A 17,150-nucleotide genomic window follows, 5' to 3' on the forward strand; every position below is an offset into this window, starting at 1 on the left:
GCCGTATTGCCCATGGAGATCGCTCGTGAATTCCCTTGCTCGCCGGCCGTATGCCGGCATCCCCCGCTGTCGAACAGATAGCCCGCCCCCCGGGCGAAAAAGTCACTTTTCATTCCTCAGAACCGCCACCGCGCTGACCGCTGCGTTGGTGCTCGCCGGCTGCGCCAGCCTGTCGCCCGACGGCGGCGCCGGCGACGTGCAGGCGCTGGTCGACGGCAACCCGCTCATGGCGGGCGCCGCGGCCCAGCGCAAGCCGGACGACGCCTCGCAGCAAAGCGTCGACGCGCTGCTGGCCAAGCCGCTGGACGCCGAAGCCGCGGTGCGCATCGCGCTCGTCAACAGCCCGCGCGTGCAAGACGCCTTTGCCACGCTGCAACTGAGCGACGCCGACCGCGTGCAGGCCGCGAGCCTGCCGAACCCGGTGCTGTCCTTCAGTCGGCTGGCGCAGGGCAGCGAGCGCGAGTTCGAGCGCATGCTGACTTTCAACGTGGTGGGCCTGCTCACGCTGCCGTGGCAGGCGCGCTGGGCCGGCCAGCGGCACGAAGCCGCCAAGCTGCAGGCGGCGCAAAGCGTGCTGCTGCTGGCCGCCGACACCCGCCGCGCCTGGGTGCGCGCGGTGGCCGCGCAGCAGAGCGTGAGCTACCTGCGCGATGCGAAGGACGCCACCGAGGCCGGCGCCGAACTGGCGCACCGCATGGCCAAAGTCGGCAACTGGAGCGCGCTGCAGCGCACGCGCGAACAGCTGCTGCTGGCCGACGCATCCGCGCAGCTCGCACGCGCCGAGCAGGCGGCCGTGGCGAGCCGCGAACAGCTCACGCGCCTGCTGGGCCTGAGCGGCGCGCGCATCGGCTACACCCTGCCCGACCGCCTGCCGCCGCTGCCGAAGGCCGCGCCCGAACTCGGCGACGTGCAGGCCCTGGCGCTGCGCGACCGGCTCGACGTGCGCTCGGCGCAGGCGCAGAACACGGCCGTGGCCGGTTCGCTCGGCCTCACGCACGCCACCCGCATGATCAATGCGATGGAACTGGGCGTGGTGCGCAACACCACCTTCGAGAACGACGCCGATCGCTCGAAATCGACCACGCGCGGCTTCGAGCTCGAGCTGCCGATTCCGATTTTCGACTGGGGCCAGGCCCGCAGCGGCCGCGCCGAGGCGCAGTACCTGCAGTCGGCCGCGCGCGTGCGCGACGTGGGCGTGCTCGCGGCCAGCGAGGCGCGCGAAGCCTGGCAGGGCTGGAACACCGCCTACGCCCTGGCGCGCCGCTACCGCGACGAGGTGCTGCCGCTGCGCAAGCAGGTCAACGAGGAGATGGTGCTGCGCTACAACGGCATGCTCGCCAGCGTGTGGGAACTGCTCGGCGAAACGCGCGCCAGCATGCTCGCCGTGAACGCCGGCATGGAGGCCCAGCGCGATTTCTGGCTGGCCGACACCGACCTTCAACTGGTGCTCACGGGCAGCTCGCCCGGCGGCATGACGGCCCTGCAGACCGCGGCCACCAACGAACCTGCGGCGGGAGGCCACTGACATGAACCGTCGCAACTTCTTTGCGGGCGCCGCCACGGCCGTGGCCGCCACCACCGTGAGCCGCGTGAGCATGGCTGCACTGCCCGAGCCGGTGACACAGGCCTCGACCGCCACCGCGCCACCGCTCGTGCCGCCCAACGGCCGGCCCTACAACCCCGTCGTCACGCTCAACGGCTGGACGCTGCCCTGGCGCATGAACGCCGGCGTCAAGGAATTCCACCTCGTCGCCGAACCCGTCGTGCGCGAGATGGCGCCCGGCTTCAAGGTCAACATGTGGGGCTACAACGGCCAGTCGCCCGGCCCGACCATCGAGGTGGTCGAGGGCGACCGCGTGCGCATCTTCGTGACCAACAAGCTGCCCGAGCACACGACCGTGCACTGGCACGGCCAGCGCCTGCCCAACGGCATGGACGGCGTGGGCGGCATCACGCAGCCGCACATTCCGCCGGGCAAGACCTTCGTCTACGAGTTCACCGCGCGCCGCCCCGGCACCTTCATGTACCACCCGCATGCCGACGAGATGGTGCAGATGGCGATGGGGATGATGGGCTTCTGGGTCACGCACCCGAAGGCGGAGCATCCGCTGATCGAGAAGGTCGACCGCGACTTCTGCTTCCTGCTCGGCAGCTTCGACGTGGAGCCCGGCAGCGCCACGCCCAAGGTCAACACCATGACCGACTTCAACATCTGGAGCTTCAACAGCCGCGTGTTCCCGGCCATCGACACGCTCAACGTGCGCCGTGGCGACCGCGTGCGCATCCGCGCGGGCAACCTCACGATGACCAACCACCCGATCCACATCCACGGCCACGAGTTCGAGGTCACGGGCACCGACGGCGGCCCCGTGCCGCGCACCGCGCGCTGGCCCGAGGTGTCGGTGGACGTGGCGGTGGGCCAGATGCGGCAGATGGAGTTCATTGCCGACGAGGAAGGCGACTGGGCGCTGCACTGCCACAAGGCGCACCACACGATGGGCCCGATGGGCCACGACGTGCCGACCATGATCGGCGTGGACCACAAGGGCGTGGCCGAGAAGATCAAGAAGCTCGTGCCCGACTACATGGTGATGGGCGACAAGGGCATGGCCGACATGGGCGAGATGGAAATGCCCATTCCCGAGAACACCGTGCCCATGATGACCGGCACCGGCCCCTTCGGCTCGGCCGAGATGGGCGGCATGTTCACGCTGCTCAAGGTGCGGCGCGACCAGAAGCCGGGCGACTACCGCGACCCGGGCTGGTTCAAGCACCCGGCCGGCACGGTCGCGCGCGAGGTGTCGGCCAGCGGTGCGCCGGTGGCGCCGCGCAAGACGGGCACCGCACCCGCCAGCCCCGACAGCGGCAGCGCCACCGTGCGCAAGCCCTCGGGCCATGGGGCCCACAACCACTGATCGCATCGATCCAACTTTTTTGAGATTCCATTCATGAACACCCGTTTCTCCACCCTCGTCGCCGGCCTCGCACTCGCAGCCGTCACCACGCTCGCCACGGCTCACGAAAACCACGCGCCCGAAGCCGGCAAGGCCGCTGCCGCATCGCTCGCACCCGAGCAGAAAGCCTGGGGCATCGCCGGCAAGGCCAGCGCCGTGAAGCGCACCATCGACATCGCGATGGCCGACGACATGACGTTCACGCCCTCGGTCCTGGAGGTGCGCGAAGGCGACACCATCCGCCTGCGGCTGAAGAACCGCGGCAAGGACCTGCACGAGCTGGTGCTTGGCACCACCGCCGTCATCGAGGACCATGCCGCCATGATGAAGAAGCACCCCGGCATGGAGCACGACGAGCCCTGGATGGCGCATGTGCAGCCGGGCAAGACCGGCGAACTGATCTGGACCTTCAACCGCGCCGGCGACTTCGACTTCGCCTGCCTCGTGAAGGACCACTACGAACTCGGCATGGCCGGCCGCGTGCGCGTGCGGGCCGCTGCCGCGCCCGCACGATGACCCACTGAAAGGAACTCCACCATGCAACGACGAACCCTCCTGAAACTCGCCGCCGCCACCGCGTCCCTGCCGCTCGCCGCGCAGGCCGCCGCGCCGATGGTCGAGATCTGGAAAGACCCGAACTGCGGCTGCTGCCAGGACTGGGTCAAGCACCTCAACAAGAACGGCTTTGCCACGCGCGTGCACGACGAGGGCAACGGCCCCGCGCGCGAGCGGCTCGGCATTCCGGCGAAGCTGGGTTCGTGCCACACCGGCCGCGTCGGCGGCTACGCCATCGAAGGCCACGTGCCGGCGCGCGAGATGCAGCGCCTGCTGAAGGAAAAGCCCAAGGCCATCGGCCTGGCCGTGCCCGGCATGCCCATCGGCTCGCCCGGCATGGACGGCCCGGCCTACGGCGACCAGCGCGACGCCTACGACGTGCTGCTGGTGCTGGCCGACGGCAGCACGCGTGTCTTCCAGAGCTACCGCTGAGCCCCTCTTCACCCTTCATCCCATCCAAACCAGGAAGGAACACCGACCATGAAAAAAGTCCTCACCGCCCTCTCCACCCTCGTGCTCGCCGCCGCCGCGTTCGCGCAGGCCACCCTGCCTCAAGTCGAAGGCGAAGTCCGCAAGGTCGACACCGACGCCAAGAAGATCACCCTGCGCCACGGCGACATCCCGAACCTCGAGATGACCGGCATGACCATGGTGTTCCGCGTGAGCGACCCGGCGCTGCTCGCCAAGGTGAAGGCCGGCGACAAGGTGAAGTTCACCGTCGACAAGGTCGACGGCGCACTCACCGTGCTGTCGATCACGCCGGTGAACTGAACCTCAGGACCTGAAGCGCCCCGGATCGAAGGGCGCCAGCGGTATCTCCGGCGCAACGCCCGCCAGCAGCTGCGCCGCCAGCCGCCCGGTTCGCGCCGAGCCGCACAGGCCGACGTGGCCATGCCCGAAGGCCAGCACGATGTCGCCGCTGGCCGCCGACGGGCCGATGCACGGCAGTCCGTCGGGCAGGCTCGGGCGGTGTCCGAGCCAGTGCGCCACCGAAGACGCACCGGGCGCGGGCGGTGCCAGCGACGGGAACATCGATTGCAGATGCGCGTGCAGGATCTCGGCGCGGCGCCAGTCGGGCGCCGCTTCGAGGCCCGCGATCTCCACCTGGCCCGCCGCGCGCAGGCCGCCGTCCATCCAGTGCGCGATGAGTTTGCCGTCGGCCACCATGGTCGGCGTGCGCGGGCCGGCCGTGGCGCCTTCGAGCACCACGTGGTAGCCGCGCTCGGACTCCAGCGGCACCGCCGAGCCGGCCGCCGCGGCCAGCGGGCCCGAGCGCGCGCCGGCGCAGATGGCAGCACCATCGCAGGCGATCTCGCCGGCCTCGGTGTGCACGGCGCGCAGCCGGCCGCCCTCGATGCGAAAGCCGGTGGCCCGCGCGGCGACGCGTTCGGCGCCCGCGTCGAGCGCATGTTGGGCGAGGGCCGCCACGTAGGCGCCCGGATTGCGGCAGTGGCCGGCTTCGGGCACGAAGATGCCGAGCGTGTAGCGCGCGGCCAGATCGGGCTCGCGGCGGCGCAGTTCGTCCGCCGGCCATTCTTCCCACTGGACACCCGCGCGCCGGCGCACGCGCCAGCCCAGCGCGTCGCTGTCGAACTCGGCGCGCGAACGGTAGGCATGCAGCAGCCCGCGCCGTTCGATGAGCTGCGGCACGCCGGCCTCGGCAGCCAGTTGCGCATGCAGCGCGGGCGCATCGGCCAGCAGCGTGCGCAATGCGTCGGCGGTGCGCTGCACGCGCGCCTCGGTCCAGCCCGAGGCCAGGTAGCGCAACAGCCACGGCAGCGCGCGCGGCAGGTGGCGCCAGCGCAACGCCAGCGGCCCGAGCGGGTCGGCCAGCCAGCCCGGCACCTTGCGCCAGGCCCCCGGCAGCGCGGGCGGCACCACGGAGTGCGACGACAGCCAGCCGGCGTTGCCGTAGCTCGTGGCCTGCGGGCCACCCGGCTCGCCGGGCTCCACCAGCGTCACGCGCAGGCCCGCGCGCAAGGCCTCGATGGCGGTGGCGCAGCCCACCGCGCCCGCGCCGATCACCACCACGTGGCGGCTGCCGCCCTCGGGGGAGAAACTTCTTGCAACTGTCATTGTGGGGATCGTAAAGGTCGCAGTCCCATAATCGGCCGCCATGTCCGCTGCGTCTTCTTCCCCCTCTTCTCACGCCGGTGCCATCACCGACGTCGCCGGCATCGAAGTCGGCCATTTCTCCGACACCCGCCGCCCCACCGGCTGCACCGTGATCATTGCGCGCGACGGCGCCGTGGCCGGTGTCGATGTGCGCGGCGCTGCGCCCGGCACGCGCGAAACCGACCTGCTCTCGCCCGGCAACCTCGTGCAGGAAGTGCACGCCGTCATGCTCGCGGGCGGCAGCGCCTGGGGCCTGGCCGCCGCCGAGGGCGCGATGCGCTGGCTCGAAGAGCGTGACGTCGGCATGGACGTGCGCTTCGGCACCCTGCCCATCGTGCCGGCTGCCGTGCTGTTCGACCTGCCGATGGGCGACGCGCGCATCCGCCCCGATGCGGCCGCGGGCTATGCCGCCTGCGAAGCCGCCTCGACCGACGCGCCCGCCGAAGGCAACGTCGGCGCGGGCACCGGCGCGCTGGTGGGCAAGCTCTTCGGCGTGCATCGCGCGATGAAGGGCGGCATCGGCACCGCCTCGGTCACCGTGGGCGGCGTCACGGTCGGCGCACTCATCGCGGTCAATTCGCTGGGCGACGTGATCGACCCCGACACCGCGCTGCCCGTGGCCGGTGCGCGCACCGAGGACGGCGCCGCCCTGCTCGACACGCGCCGCGCGCTGCTGCGCGGCGAGCTGCCCAAGCCGCTGCTGGCGGGCACCAACACCACCATCGGCGTGATCGCCACCGACGCGGTGCTGACCAAGGTGCAGGCCAACCGGCTCGCCATGGTGGCGCACGACGGCCTGGCGCGCGCCATCAACCCGGTGCACACCATGAGCGACGGCGACACGCTGTTCGCACTGGCCACCGGCCGCGTGCCGCTCGAAGGCGATGCGCCCGGCATGACCGTGCTGAGCACCATGGCCGCCGAAGCCACCGCGATCGCCACGGTGCGCGCGGTGCGCGCCGCGCGCGCGATGACCGTGGGCGAGCTGCACATTCCCTGCGCCGCCGACCTGGCCGCACCGCGCGGCTGACCCGCGCACTGCACGACGAGGCACCCCATGGCGTTTCCCCGCACCCTGAAGCTGATCCTGCTGTCGATCCGCGACCTGATCGCCTCGGCCGGCCCGATCGTGTTCATCGTCATCGGCCTGCTGATTGCGGCCTACTGGTGGTTGCAGCCGCAGCCGCCCAAGCACGTGACGCTGGCCACCGGCCCCACGGGCAGCGCCTATGCGCAGTTCGGCAAGCGCTACGCCGACGCCCTGAAGCACAGCGGCATCACCGTCGAGCTCAAGGCCACCTCGGGCTCGACCGAGAACCTGCAGCTGCTGCGCACCGGCAGCGCCGACGTGGCCTTCGTGCGCGGCGGCAGCGCCGACCCGGTGGCCGACGAAGAGGCCGGCCTGCGCTCGCTGGGCGCGCTGTTCTTCGAGCCCATCTGGCTCTTCTACCGCACCGACACCGCGCAGAAGATCGATCGCAAGACCGGCACGCTGACCTCGCTCACGCAGCTGCGCGGCCTGCGCGTGAACGTCGACCTGCCCGGCAGCGGGCTGCCCGAGATCATGGAGCGGCTGCTCAAGGCCAACCGGCTCGGGCCCGACGACCTGCTGCTGTCGAACCTCGAGCAGGCCGCCGCGGCCGAGGCGCTGCAGGCCGGGCTGCTCGATGCCATCGTGCTGTTCTCGGCGCCGCAGTCGCCGCAGGTGCAGCGGCTGCTGCGCGCCGGCGACATCCAGCTCATGGACTTCGGCCAGGCCGAGGCCTACACGCGGCGCTTTCCGTTCCTCTCGGCCGTGTCGCTGCCGCGCGGCGTGGTCGACCTCTCGAAAGACCTGCCGCTGCACGACGTGTCGCTGCTGGCCGCCACCACCTCGCTGCTGTCGCGCGACGAGACCCACCCGGCCCTGCGCCAGCTGTTCGCGCAGGCCGCGCAGACCGTGCACAGCGACGCCGGCTGGTTCAACCGCGCGCGCGACTTCCCCAACACGCGCACCAGCGAACTGCCCGTGAGCCCCGAGGGCGACCGCGCGATCAACGGCACACCGCCGTTCTGGCAGCGCTACCTGCCGTTCTGGGCCAGCAACCTGGTCGAGCGCATGTGGCTGGTGCTGGGCGGCGTGCTGGTGCTGATGCTGCCGCTGAGCCGCGTGATCCCGCCGCTGTACCAGTTCCGCGTGCGCCGCCGCGTGTTCCGCTGGTACGCGCGGCTGCGCGACATCGAGGCCAAGGTGGACGGGCGCCAGAGCCAGGCCGAGCGCGACAAGCTGCTGGAAGAACTCGACGACCTCGACCGCGTGGTCAACAAGGTGGCCGTGCCGCTGTCGTACGCCGACGAGCTCTACGCGCTGCGCAACAACATCTACGCGGTGCGCAAGCGGGCACTCGCGGGCTCTGCGGGCGCAGCAGCAGCAGCAGCCGCGCCGGTCCGCGCGGCCACCTGACAAAAGGCCCGGGCGCGCGCTTGCTGTCCACGCTGATCGATTTCGCCGACCCGCGCACCGACGGGGCGACCCGGCTGCGCACTGCCTTCGGTGCGCCCGTGCGTGTGCTGGTCGCCCATGCACCGCACGAGGTGCGCCCTGTGCTGGAGGCCGTCGAGGCGCTGGCCCGCGAAGGCCGCTGGTGCGTCGGCCACCTGCGCTACGAGGCCGCCGCGGCGTTCGACCCCGCATTCGACGTGCATGCAGCCGACGGGCCGCTGGCCTGGTTCGGCGTGCATGACGAGGCGTTGCCATGGCCGGACGCGCCGGTGCCCGCCGTGGCGCCCGTCGCGTGGACGGCCGACCTCTCGCGCGAAGCCTTCGACCGCAACATGCAGGCGATCCACCGCGCCATCGCCGACGGCGTGCTGTACCAGCTCAACTACACGGCGCCGCTGCGCGCCACTTTCGACGGCGACGCGCAGGCCTGGTTCCATGCGCTGCGGCAGGCGCAGCCCAACGGCTACAGCGCCTTCATCGACACCGGCGACGAGCAGGTGCTGTCGGTGTCGCCTGAGCTGTTCTTCGACCGCGACGGCGACCGCATCCTCGTGCGCCCCATGAAGGGCACCGCCCCGCGCGGCGCCACGCCCGCCGAGGACGAAGCCCACGCGCTGCGGCTGCGCACCGTGCCCAAGGAGCGCGCCGAGAACGTGATGATCGTGGACCTGATCCGCAACGACCTCTCGCGCGTGGCCCAGCCCTTCTCGGTGCGCGTGCCGCGCCTTTTCCACACCGAGGCGCTGCCCACCGTGTGGCAGATGACCTCCGACGTGGAAGCCCGGCTGCGCGAAGGCACGACGCTGGCCGACCTGTTCGCAGCGCTGTTCCCCTGCGGTTCCATCACCGGCGCGCCGAAGGTGAGCGCCATGCGCATGATCCGCGCGCTGGAGCCCGACGCGCGCGGCGTGTACTGCGGCGCCGTGGGCGTGGTGCGGCCCGGCGGGCACGCGACCTTCAACGTGCCGATCCGCACCGTCACGCTGCGCGGCAACGCCGCGCGCTGCGGCATCGGCAGCGGCATCACGGCCGATGCGCAGGCGGATGCGGAGTGGGACGAGTGGCGGCACAAGCGCGTCTTTCTCGGCGCGGCGGTATCTTCGCAACCATGACGTCCTTCGAATTGCTCGAAACCCTGGCGCTGGCCGATGGCGCACTGCGCGATGCGCCCGCGCACCTGGCGCGCATGCGCAACGCGGCTGCGCACTTCGGCTATCCGTGGCACGAAGCACACGTGACGGCCTGCCTGGACCAACTACGCACCACGCATGCCGCAGGCACATGGCGCGTGCGCCTGCTGCTCGACGCGCAAGGACAACCGCGCGCCGAAGCCTTCGCCATGGACGCCCCGCCACCGCGCGTGCGCGTGCAACTGGCCGCGCGCGCCTTCGACGAGGCCGACAGCGAGTTCTCGCGCTTCAAGACCACGCGCCGCGCGCACTACGAAGCCTTCGCGCCCACCGAGCCGGGCGTGTTCGACACCCTGCTGTGGAACCGCGATGGCGAGATCACCGAATGCACGCGCGGCAACATCGCGCTGCAACTCGACGGCCGCTGGGTCACGCCGCCGCTGCACTGCGGGCTGCTCGACGGCATCGGCCGCGCGCGCCGGCTGCGCGAAGGACAACTGACCGAGGCGGTCGTGCGCGTGGACGACCTGCCGCGCGCCGAAGCCCTCGCCTTCGTCAACAGCCTGCGCGGCTGGCTCGACGCGGACCTCGTCGGCCACGGCGTTCCCTGAACGACAAAGCGCGCGGCCCCTTGCGGAACCGCGCGCTCTGGTTGTCGAAGCGGCCGAAGCCGCCCGCGTCCTGTCTTACTTGAGGGCCTTGTAGCGCATGCGCTTCGGCTTCGCGCCTTCTTCGCCCAGGCGCTTCTTCTTGTCGGCTTCGTACTCCTGGTAGTTGCCGTCGAAGAAGGTCCACTGGCTGTCGCCTTCGGCGGCCAGGATGTGCGTGGCGATGCGGTCGAGGAACCAGCGGTCGTGGCTGATGACCATCACGGTGCCGGCGAACTCGAGCAGCGCGTCTTCCAGGGCGCGCAGGGTTTCCACGTCCAGGTCGTTCGAGGGTTCGTCCAGCAGCAGCACGTTGCCGCCCGCGATCAGCGTCTTGGCCAGGTGCAGGCGGCCGCGTTCGCCGCCCGACAGCGTGCCGACCTTCTTCTGCTGGTCGGCGCCGTTGAAGTTGAAGCGACCCGCGTACGCGCGGCTGGCCATCTGGAACTTGCCGACGTTGATGATGTCCAGGCCGTTGGAGATGTCTTCCCACACGGTCTTGTCGGACGCCAGCTCGTCGCGGTGCTGGTCGACGAAGGCCATCTTCACGGTCTGGCCGATGACGACCTCGCCCGTGTCCGGCTTTTCCTTGCCCGCGAGCAGCTTGAACAGCGTCGACTTGCCGGCGCCGTTCGGGCCGATGATGCCGACGATCGCGCCCGGCGGCACGGTGAAGCTCAGGTTGTCGATCAGCATGCGGTCGCCGAAGGATTTGCTGACGCCGTGGAACTCGAACACCTGCTGGCCCAGCCGCTCCGCCACAGGAATGAAGATTTCCTGCGTTTCGTTGCGCTTCTGGTATTCCATGTCGCTCAGCTCCTCGAAGCGGGCCAGGCGCGACTTGCTCTTGGCCTGGCGTGCCTTCGGGTTCTGGCGCGACCACTCGAGTTCCTTCTTCAGGGCCTTGGCGTGGGCTTCTTCGCTCTTTTGCTCCTGCGCCAGGCGTTCACCCTTCTGCTCGAGCCAGGTGCTGTAGTTGCCCTTCCAGGGAATGCCGCGACCGCGGTCCATTTCCAGGATCCACTCGGCGGCGTTGTCCAGGAAGTAGCGATCGTGGGTGATGGCCACCACGGTGCCCGTGAAGCGCTGCAGGAACACTTCGAGCCACTCGACCGATTCGGCGTCCAGGTGGTTGGTCGGTTCGTCGAGCAGCAGCATGTCGGGCTTGGACAGCAGCAGGCGGCACAGCGCCACGCGGCGCTTTTCACCGCCCGACAGCAGGCCGATCTTGGCGTCCCACGGCGGCAGGCGCAGCGCGTCGGCGGCAATTTCGAGCTGGTGCTCGGAATCGGTGCCGGCGGTGGCGATGATGGCTTCGAGCTGGGCCTGTTCGGCCGCCAGCGCGTCGAAGTCGGCGTCTTCAGCACCGTAGGCGATGTAGACCTCTTCGAGGCGCGCCTTGGCCGCGAACACCGCGCCCATGGACTCCTCGACCGATTCGCGCACCGTGTGCTCGGCGTTGAGCTTGGGTTCCTGCTCCAGGTAGCCGATCGTCATCCCCGGCATGGGCAGGGCCTCGCCCTCGAATTCCTTGTCCACACCCGCCATGATCTTGAGCAGCGTGGACTTGCCCGAGCCGTTCAGGCCGAGCACGCCGATCTTGGCGCCGGGGAAGAAAGAGAGCGAAATGTCCTTCAAGAGCTGCCGCTTGGGCGGCACGGTCTTGCTGACGCGGTTCATCGAATAGACGTATTGAGCCATCTGTGAATGATTACCTTGGGTAGCTTGGGATTTGCGTAAAAGCACGGTCGTCCGGACAGTGATCCGGGCGCGGCGAACCAATGATTATCGACTCATGCGACAATAGTCCTCGTTGCCGGGTCCAGTTGCCCGCAAACCGGCTCTCTGCCGGGGACGAAGAAAACCCCAAATCACCGCGGGTCTTCCGGCTCCCACCCCTGACCTTCATCTGCCTTGACTGGCTCGGCGTCACCCCAAAACGACGCCTGGCGGGCCGATGCCACTGCGCCGTGTATGGCGCTTGTTGTTTCCACAATGAATTTTGACGAACTGAAGCTGGCTCCCGCCATCTTGAAGGCTGTGCACGAGCACGGCTACGACACCCCCACCCCCATCCAGGCGCAAGCCATTCCCGTGGTCCTCGACGGCCACGACCTGCTGGGCGGCGCCCAGACCGGCACCGGCAAGACCGCGGCCTTCACCCTGCCGATGCTGCACAAGCTCACCATGAGCCGCAGCGCCACCAACAAGTTCGGCGGCATCGGCATCCGTGCCCTCGTGCTGACCCCCACGCGTGAACTCGCGGCCCAGGTCGAAGAGTCGGTGCGCACCTACGGCAAGTACCTGCAGCTCGACTCCACCGTGATCTTCGGCGGCGTGGGCATGAACCCGCAGATCAGCAAGCTCAAGAAGGGTGTCGACATCCTCGTGGCCACCCCCGGCCGCCTGCTCGACCTGCAACAGCAAGGCATGCTCGACCTGAGCCAGGTCCAGATGCTGATCCTGGACGAAGCCGACCGCATGCTGGACATGGGCTTCATCCACGACGTGAAGAAGATCCTGGCCCTGGTGCCCAAGGAAAAGCAGAGCCTGCTGTTCTCGGCCACCTTCAGCGACGAGATCCGCGACCTCGCCGGTTCGCTGCTCAAGAACCCGCAGAGCATCCAGGTCACGCCGCGCAACACCACGGTGCAGCGCATCACGCAGGTGATCCACCCCGTGGGCCGCGGCAAGAAGAAGGCGCTGCTCGCGCACATCATCAACGAGAACAAGTGGAGCCAGGTGCTCGTGTTCACGCGCACCAAGTTCGGCGCCAACAGCGTGGCCGAGTTCCTCACCAAGAACGGCATCGAGGCGATGGCGCTGCACGGCAACAAGAGCCAGAGCGCGCGCACGCAGGCGCTGGCCGGCTTCAAGAGCGGCGACATCCGCGCCCTGGTGGCCACCGACATCGCCGCGCGCGGCATCGACATCGACGAGCTGCCGCACGTCGTGAACTACGAGATCCCGAACGTCAGCGAAGACTACGTGCACCGCATCGGCCGCACCGGCCGCGCCGGTTCGAGCGGCGAGGCCGTGAGCTTCGTGTGCCTGGACGAAGAAGGCTTCATGCAGGAAATCGAACGCTTCACGAAGCAGACGATCCCGGTGCAGAAGGTCGAGGGCTTCGGTCCTGAAGAAGGCGAACGCGCCGAGCCGATCGCCATGGGTCGCCAGACGATCTGGGGCGGCGCCGGCCGTCCGCCGAGCCGCGAAGTCATGCAGGCAGCCGCCAAGGCCGCCCGCACCGAGATGATGTCGCGCATCCGCGAGAACAAGGCCGGCCAGGGTGGCGGCAACGGCGGTGGTGGCGGCGGCAATGGCGGCGGTCAACGCCGCGGTGGTGGCCAGGGCGGCGGTCAAGGCCGCAATGCCAACGGCGGCGGCCAAGGCCAGGGCCAGGGCCCGCGCGGCCAGGGCGCAGCCCGTCCCGCACAGGGCCGCGGCCCGCAGCAAGGCCAGCCGCGCGCACCGCAGCAGCCCCATCACCACGCACCGCACGAAGAGCGCCAACCGCGCCATCACGGCAACAGCCACAGCCCGACGCAGGCCAACCAGGTCGCGCACCTGCGCGCTGAAGCCGTCGCAGGCGGCGGCGCCGGCCAGCCGGACCCGTTGCGCACGAGCGTCGACCACATGGGTGGTCGCGGTCGCGGCGGCCGTCCGGGTGGCGGTGGCGGCTACGGCGGCAACCGGTCGGGCGGCGGTGGCCGCTCGGGTGGTGGCGGCGGCTACGGCGGCGGTGGCAACCGTTCCGGCGGTGGCGGCGGCGGTCGTTCGTTCGGTCGCTGAAGCGCGCACACGCGTTGATTCCACAAAGGGCACTTCGGTGCCCTTTTTCGTTTCTGCCGGTGCGGCCGGCGCAGCAGGTTCGTTTGCACCGTCTCAGGACACAATGTGCGGGCCATGCCCTCCTACATCCCGCCCAACTACGCCACGCTCTTCGTCGCGACCTGCAACCTGCTCAATCTCGCGAACCCCAACCGCGTGTACTACGAGAACCAGGACGCCTACAACGAGCGCGAATACGAACGCAAGATCGACTGGATCGGCGAGCGCATCCACGCGCTCAACGCCGACGTGCTCGCGGTGCAGGAGGTGTGGGACGAGGCCGCGCTGAAGGCCGCCATCGGCCGCAGCGGGCTGCGCTACGACTTCGTCTCGGTGCCGGGCGCCGAGAACTCGCCGCCGCCCGCGAGCCCGCCGGGCACGCCCGGGCGGCCGGGCGCACAGGGCACGCCGCGCGTCGGCATCGTCACGCGGCTGCAGGTGGACAGCGTGCAGTCCTTCGTCGACTTCCCCTCGGGCTTCGGTGTCGAGGTGCCGGGCATCGGCCCGCACACGCGCTTCGAGCGCCCGCCCCTGCTGGCCACCGTGCGCATGAAGCACGGCCAGCAGGTGCATGTGCTGACGGTGCACCTGAAGTCCAAGCGCCCCAAGTTCCTGCAGGACGCGCAAGGCAACTCCCTGGAAGACCGCGACGACCGCAAGATCGGCGCGATGGCCTCGCTGCGCTCCTTGCTGATGCGCGGCGCCGAGGCCGCGGCCCTGCGCTGCATCGTGATCGACCTGCTGCAGGGCACCAACGTGCCGCTGGTGGTGATGGGCGACTTCAACGACAACCCGCACAGCGTGACCACGCAGCTGGTGGCCGCCACGTCCGAGGTGGCCTACGACAAGGCCGCGCGCGACGTGGCGCTGTTCAACGCCTACGAGATGCAGGGCGAGTCGGCGCTGAAGAAGGACGTGGCCTACTCGCACATCCACCAGGGCTTTCCGGACGTGCTCGACCAGATCCTGGTGAGCGAGGAGTTCGTCGCCAGCAGCCGCCACAGCCTGGGCGACGTGCGCCGCGTCGACTACTTCAACGACCACCTGCACGAAGGCCGCGACCGCTCGCGCTCGGACCACGGCTTCGTGCGCGCCCTGCTGCGGCTGCGCACCGACGACAACCGCTGACGAACGGCGCTAAGTCGCCTTCGACACCCGCACGATCGCGTCGGCGCGCTTGTGCAGGTCGGGCAGCAGCTCCAGGCCGAGGCCGGGCTTGTCGTTGAGGCTGATCATGCCGTTCTCGACCTTCGGCAGCTCGGTGACGAGTTCCTTGTACCAGCCGGTGAAGAAGGCGCGCACGCTCTCCTGGATCAGCGCGTTGGGCGCATGCAGGCTCAGGTGCGTGGACGCGGCCCAGACCACCGGCCCGGTGCAGTCGTGCGGCGCCACGGGCAGCTGCCAGGCGTCGGCCATGGCGGCGATCTTGCGCGCCTCGGTGAGACCGCCGCACCAGCTCAGGTCGAGCATCGCGACCCCGGCCACACCGGTCTGCAGGTAGTCCTTGAAGCCCCACTTGTAGCTCAGCGTCTCGCTGGCGCAGACGAGCGCCTGACAGTCCTTCGCGTACTGCTTGAGCAGGTCGAGGCTGTCCATGCGGATGGCGTCTTCGTGCCAGAAGGTGTCGAACTCCTGCAGCGCGCGTGCGATCTTCTGCGCCATCGGCAGCCGCCACAGGCTGTGGAACTCGACCATGATGTCCATCTTGCCGCCCACCGCCTGGCGGATCTTGCGGAAGGGCTCGAGCGCGGTGTCGAGATCGGCGTTGCTGATGTACTGCCCGTGGCTCTTCTCCGCCGCCGGATCGAAGGGCCAGATCTTCATGGCCGTGATGCCTTCGGACAGCAGCGATTCGGCCAGTTCGTCGGCGTGGTGCAGGAAGCCCTGCAGGTCTTCGTACGGCCCGTTGTTGTTGGCCAAGCCCCAGTTCGAGCTGGTCTGGTTCGTGGCGCTGCGGATGTACTGGTAGCCCGCGCAGGTGTTGTAGATGCGAATGGCATCGCGGCTCTTGCCGCCCAGCGCCGTGTGCACCGGCATGTTGGCGGCCTTGCCGAACAGGTCCCACAGCGCGATGTCGACGGCCGAATTGCCGCGCGTTTCCACGCCCGACCCGCGCCAACCGAGGTAGCCCGTGATGTCGCGGTTGCGCGCTTCGATCTGCAGCGGGTCGGTGCCCAGCAGCTTCAGCGCCGCCCACTCGTGCAGGTAGGCCTCGACCGCTTCGGCGCCCATGAAGGTCTCGCCGAGGCCGACCAGGCCCTCGTCGGTGTGCAGGCGCACCCACAGGATGTTGGGAAATTCGCCGAGGCGGATGGTTTCGAGCTGCGTGATTTTCATGACAAGGATTCCGCAAAAAGAAAAAGCCGCGGCGGCGGATGCCGCGCGGCTCTTGCAAACATTCAGCGCATGGCCGAAAGCCTCGGTCAGCCCCCGCGCGCCTTCTTCAGCGCGTCGGTGACCACGCCCACGGCTTCCGTGCCGATGTTGGGCACGTTCTTGTCGTACACGGGCTTGACCTTCTCCAGCATGCGCTTCTGTTCGGCCGCCGAGACTTCGTTCACCGTCATGGTCTTGCGCAGGCTGGCGAGCGACTTCTCGTTGAGCGCCCGGTTGGCTTCGCGCTGGACCTTCTGGCCTTCCTTCGCGGCCTCGCGCAGCACCGCCTGCTCCTGCGGGTTGAGCTGGTCCCAGAGCTTCTTGCTGTAGAGGATGAGGAACGGCGTGTAGGCGTGGCGCGTCACGCTCAGGTACTTCTGGACCTCGCTGAACTTGGAGGTCTCGATGGTCACGAAGGGGTTCTCCTGGCCGTCGATGGTGCGGGTCTCGAGTGCGGTGAACACCTCGCCGAAGGCCATGGGCACGGCGTTGGCACCCAGGGTCTTGAACGAGTCGAGGAAGATGTTGTTCTGCATCACGCGCAGCTTCACGCCTTCGAAGTCCTCGGCCTTGGCCACGGGCTTCTTGCTGTTGGTGAGGTTGCGGAAGCCGTTCTCCCAGTAGGCCAGGTTCACGAGACCGGCGGCCTCGAGCTTCTTGTTGAAGTACTCGCCCGCGGGGCCGTCGAGCACCGCGTCGGCCTCCTTCTCGTTGGCGAACAGGAACGGCAGGTCGAAGGCACCGAGTTCCTTCACGATGCCCACCAGCGGCGAGCTCGAGGTGCACACCATTTCCTGCGTGCCCGCGCGCAGGGCTTGCGTGGCCGGCAGGTCGCCGCCCGCGGCGCCGCCCCAGAAGGCCGTGATCTTCATCTTGCCGCCGGTCTTGGCAGCGAGCACTTCCTGCATCTTCTTCACGCCCACGCCCACGGGGTGGTCTTCGTTCACGCCGTTGGTGAACTTGATCGTGCGTTCGGCAAATTGCGCGAGGGCGCCGGTCGACGCCAGCAGGCCGCCGGCCACGAGGGCGGCGGTCATCAGGGTTCTGCGAAACAACATGC

The 17,150-nt window shown here is 69.4% G+C and carries 15 protein-coding genes; 11 read left to right on the top strand and 4 right to left on the bottom strand.

Translation table 11 applies throughout. The annotated features are described in order from the left end of the window. Nucleotides 1-148 precede the first annotated feature (148 nt). From AC07O4_RS00590 to AC07O4_RS00610, 5 genes are read left to right on the top strand one after another with little or no spacing between them, the layout of a single operon-like run. Nucleotides 149-1,525, top strand: coding sequence for a TolC family protein (locus AC07O4_RS00590; protein WP_495304018.1), 1,377 nt, complete (start codon nucleotides 149-151; stop codon nucleotides 1,523-1,525). Nucleotide 1,526: 1 nt separating this feature from the next. Continuing rightward, nucleotides 1,527-2,915, top strand: coding sequence for a multicopper oxidase family protein (locus AC07O4_RS00595; protein ID WP_307696085.1), 1,389 nt, complete (start codon nucleotides 1,527-1,529; stop codon nucleotides 2,913-2,915). A gap of 33 nt (nucleotides 2,916-2,948) precedes the next feature. Next, nucleotides 2,949-3,470 (top strand): cupredoxin domain-containing protein, encoded by a 522-nt coding sequence (locus AC07O4_RS00600; RefSeq protein WP_159270863.1) that lies wholly within the window; start codon nucleotides 2,949-2,951, stop codon nucleotides 3,468-3,470. 21 nt (nucleotides 3,471-3,491) lie between these two features. Next, the gene (locus AC07O4_RS00605) at nucleotides 3,492-3,941 is read left to right on the top strand and encodes a DUF411 domain-containing protein (RefSeq protein ID WP_492680591.1); all 450 of its coding nucleotides are present in this window, start codon (nucleotides 3,492-3,494) and stop codon (nucleotides 3,939-3,941) included. A gap of 48 nt (nucleotides 3,942-3,989) precedes the next feature. Next, nucleotides 3,990-4,280, top strand: a complete 291-nt coding sequence (locus AC07O4_RS00610) for a copper-binding protein (protein WP_095746244.1) — start codon at nucleotides 3,990-3,992, stop codon at nucleotides 4,278-4,280. A gap of 3 nt (nucleotides 4,281-4,283) precedes the next feature. On the opposite strand, the gene AC07O4_RS00615 is transcribed toward AC07O4_RS00610, so the two are convergent. Further along, nucleotides 4,284-5,585 (bottom strand): NAD(P)/FAD-dependent oxidoreductase, encoded by a 1,302-nt coding sequence (locus AC07O4_RS00615; RefSeq protein ID WP_495303453.1) that lies wholly within the window; start codon nucleotides 5,583-5,585, stop codon nucleotides 4,284-4,286. A 40-nt stretch (nucleotides 5,586-5,625) separates the two neighbouring features. Between AC07O4_RS00615 and AC07O4_RS00620 the strand changes: the two genes are divergently transcribed. Genes AC07O4_RS00620 through AC07O4_RS00635 form a run of 4 tightly spaced genes read left to right on the top strand, consistent with a single transcriptional unit; the run spans nucleotide 5,626 to nucleotide 9,847 of the window. Further along, nucleotides 5,626-6,654 (top strand): P1 family peptidase, encoded by a 1,029-nt coding sequence (locus AC07O4_RS00620; RefSeq protein ID WP_495303454.1) that lies wholly within the window; start codon nucleotides 5,626-5,628, stop codon nucleotides 6,652-6,654. 27 nt (nucleotides 6,655-6,681) lie between these two features. Continuing rightward, nucleotides 6,682-8,067, top strand: coding sequence for a TAXI family TRAP transporter solute-binding subunit (locus tag AC07O4_RS00625; RefSeq protein ID WP_495303455.1), 1,386 nt, complete (start codon nucleotides 6,682-6,684; stop codon nucleotides 8,065-8,067). A 20-nt stretch (nucleotides 8,068-8,087) separates the two neighbouring features. Beyond that, entirely contained in the window at nucleotides 8,088-9,218 is a 1,131-nt protein-coding gene (gene pabB, locus AC07O4_RS00630; protein ID WP_495303456.1) for an aminodeoxychorismate synthase component I, read from the top strand. Beyond that, nucleotides 9,215-9,847 carry an aminotransferase class IV gene (locus tag AC07O4_RS00635; RefSeq protein ID WP_495303457.1) on the top strand — a complete coding sequence of 211 codons (633 nt, stop codon included), beginning with the start codon at nucleotides 9,215-9,217 and terminating at the stop codon, nucleotides 9,845-9,847. The genes pabB and AC07O4_RS00635 overlap by 4 nt, the downstream gene beginning before the upstream one ends. A gap of 75 nt (nucleotides 9,848-9,922) precedes the next feature. Here AC07O4_RS00635 and ettA read toward each other — a convergent pair whose 3' ends face one another. Further along, on the bottom strand, nucleotides 9,923-11,584 hold the full coding sequence (gene ettA, locus AC07O4_RS00640) for an energy-dependent translational throttle protein EttA (protein WP_062475998.1): 1,662 nt from the start codon (nucleotides 11,582-11,584) through the stop codon (nucleotides 9,923-9,925). Nucleotides 11,585-11,878: 294 nt separating this feature from the next. Between ettA and AC07O4_RS00645 the strand changes: the two genes are divergently transcribed. Further along, the gene (locus AC07O4_RS00645) at nucleotides 11,879-13,675 is read left to right on the top strand and encodes a DEAD/DEAH box helicase (protein ID WP_495303458.1); all 1,797 of its coding nucleotides are present in this window, start codon (nucleotides 11,879-11,881) and stop codon (nucleotides 13,673-13,675) included. A gap of 114 nt (nucleotides 13,676-13,789) precedes the next feature. Next, complete coding sequence (locus AC07O4_RS00650; RefSeq protein WP_493193634.1) at nucleotides 13,790-14,842, top strand: endonuclease/exonuclease/phosphatase family protein; 1,053 nt, start codon at nucleotides 13,790-13,792, stop codon at nucleotides 14,840-14,842. A gap of 9 nt (nucleotides 14,843-14,851) precedes the next feature. Here AC07O4_RS00650 and AC07O4_RS00655 read toward each other — a convergent pair whose 3' ends face one another. Both AC07O4_RS00655 and AC07O4_RS00660 read right to left on the bottom strand, forming a co-directional pair. Next, complete coding sequence (locus tag AC07O4_RS00655; RefSeq protein ID WP_495303459.1) at nucleotides 14,852-16,051, bottom strand: mandelate racemase/muconate lactonizing enzyme family protein; 1,200 nt, start codon at nucleotides 16,049-16,051, stop codon at nucleotides 14,852-14,854. 86 nt (nucleotides 16,052-16,137) lie between these two features. Continuing rightward, entirely contained in the window at nucleotides 16,138-17,148 is a 1,011-nt protein-coding gene (locus tag AC07O4_RS00660; RefSeq protein WP_062476013.1) for a TRAP transporter substrate-binding protein, read from the bottom strand. Between the last annotated feature and the right edge of the window lie 2 nt (nucleotides 17,149-17,150).

This window comes from Variovorax sp. GW821-FHT09D04, from assembly GCF_059416405.1.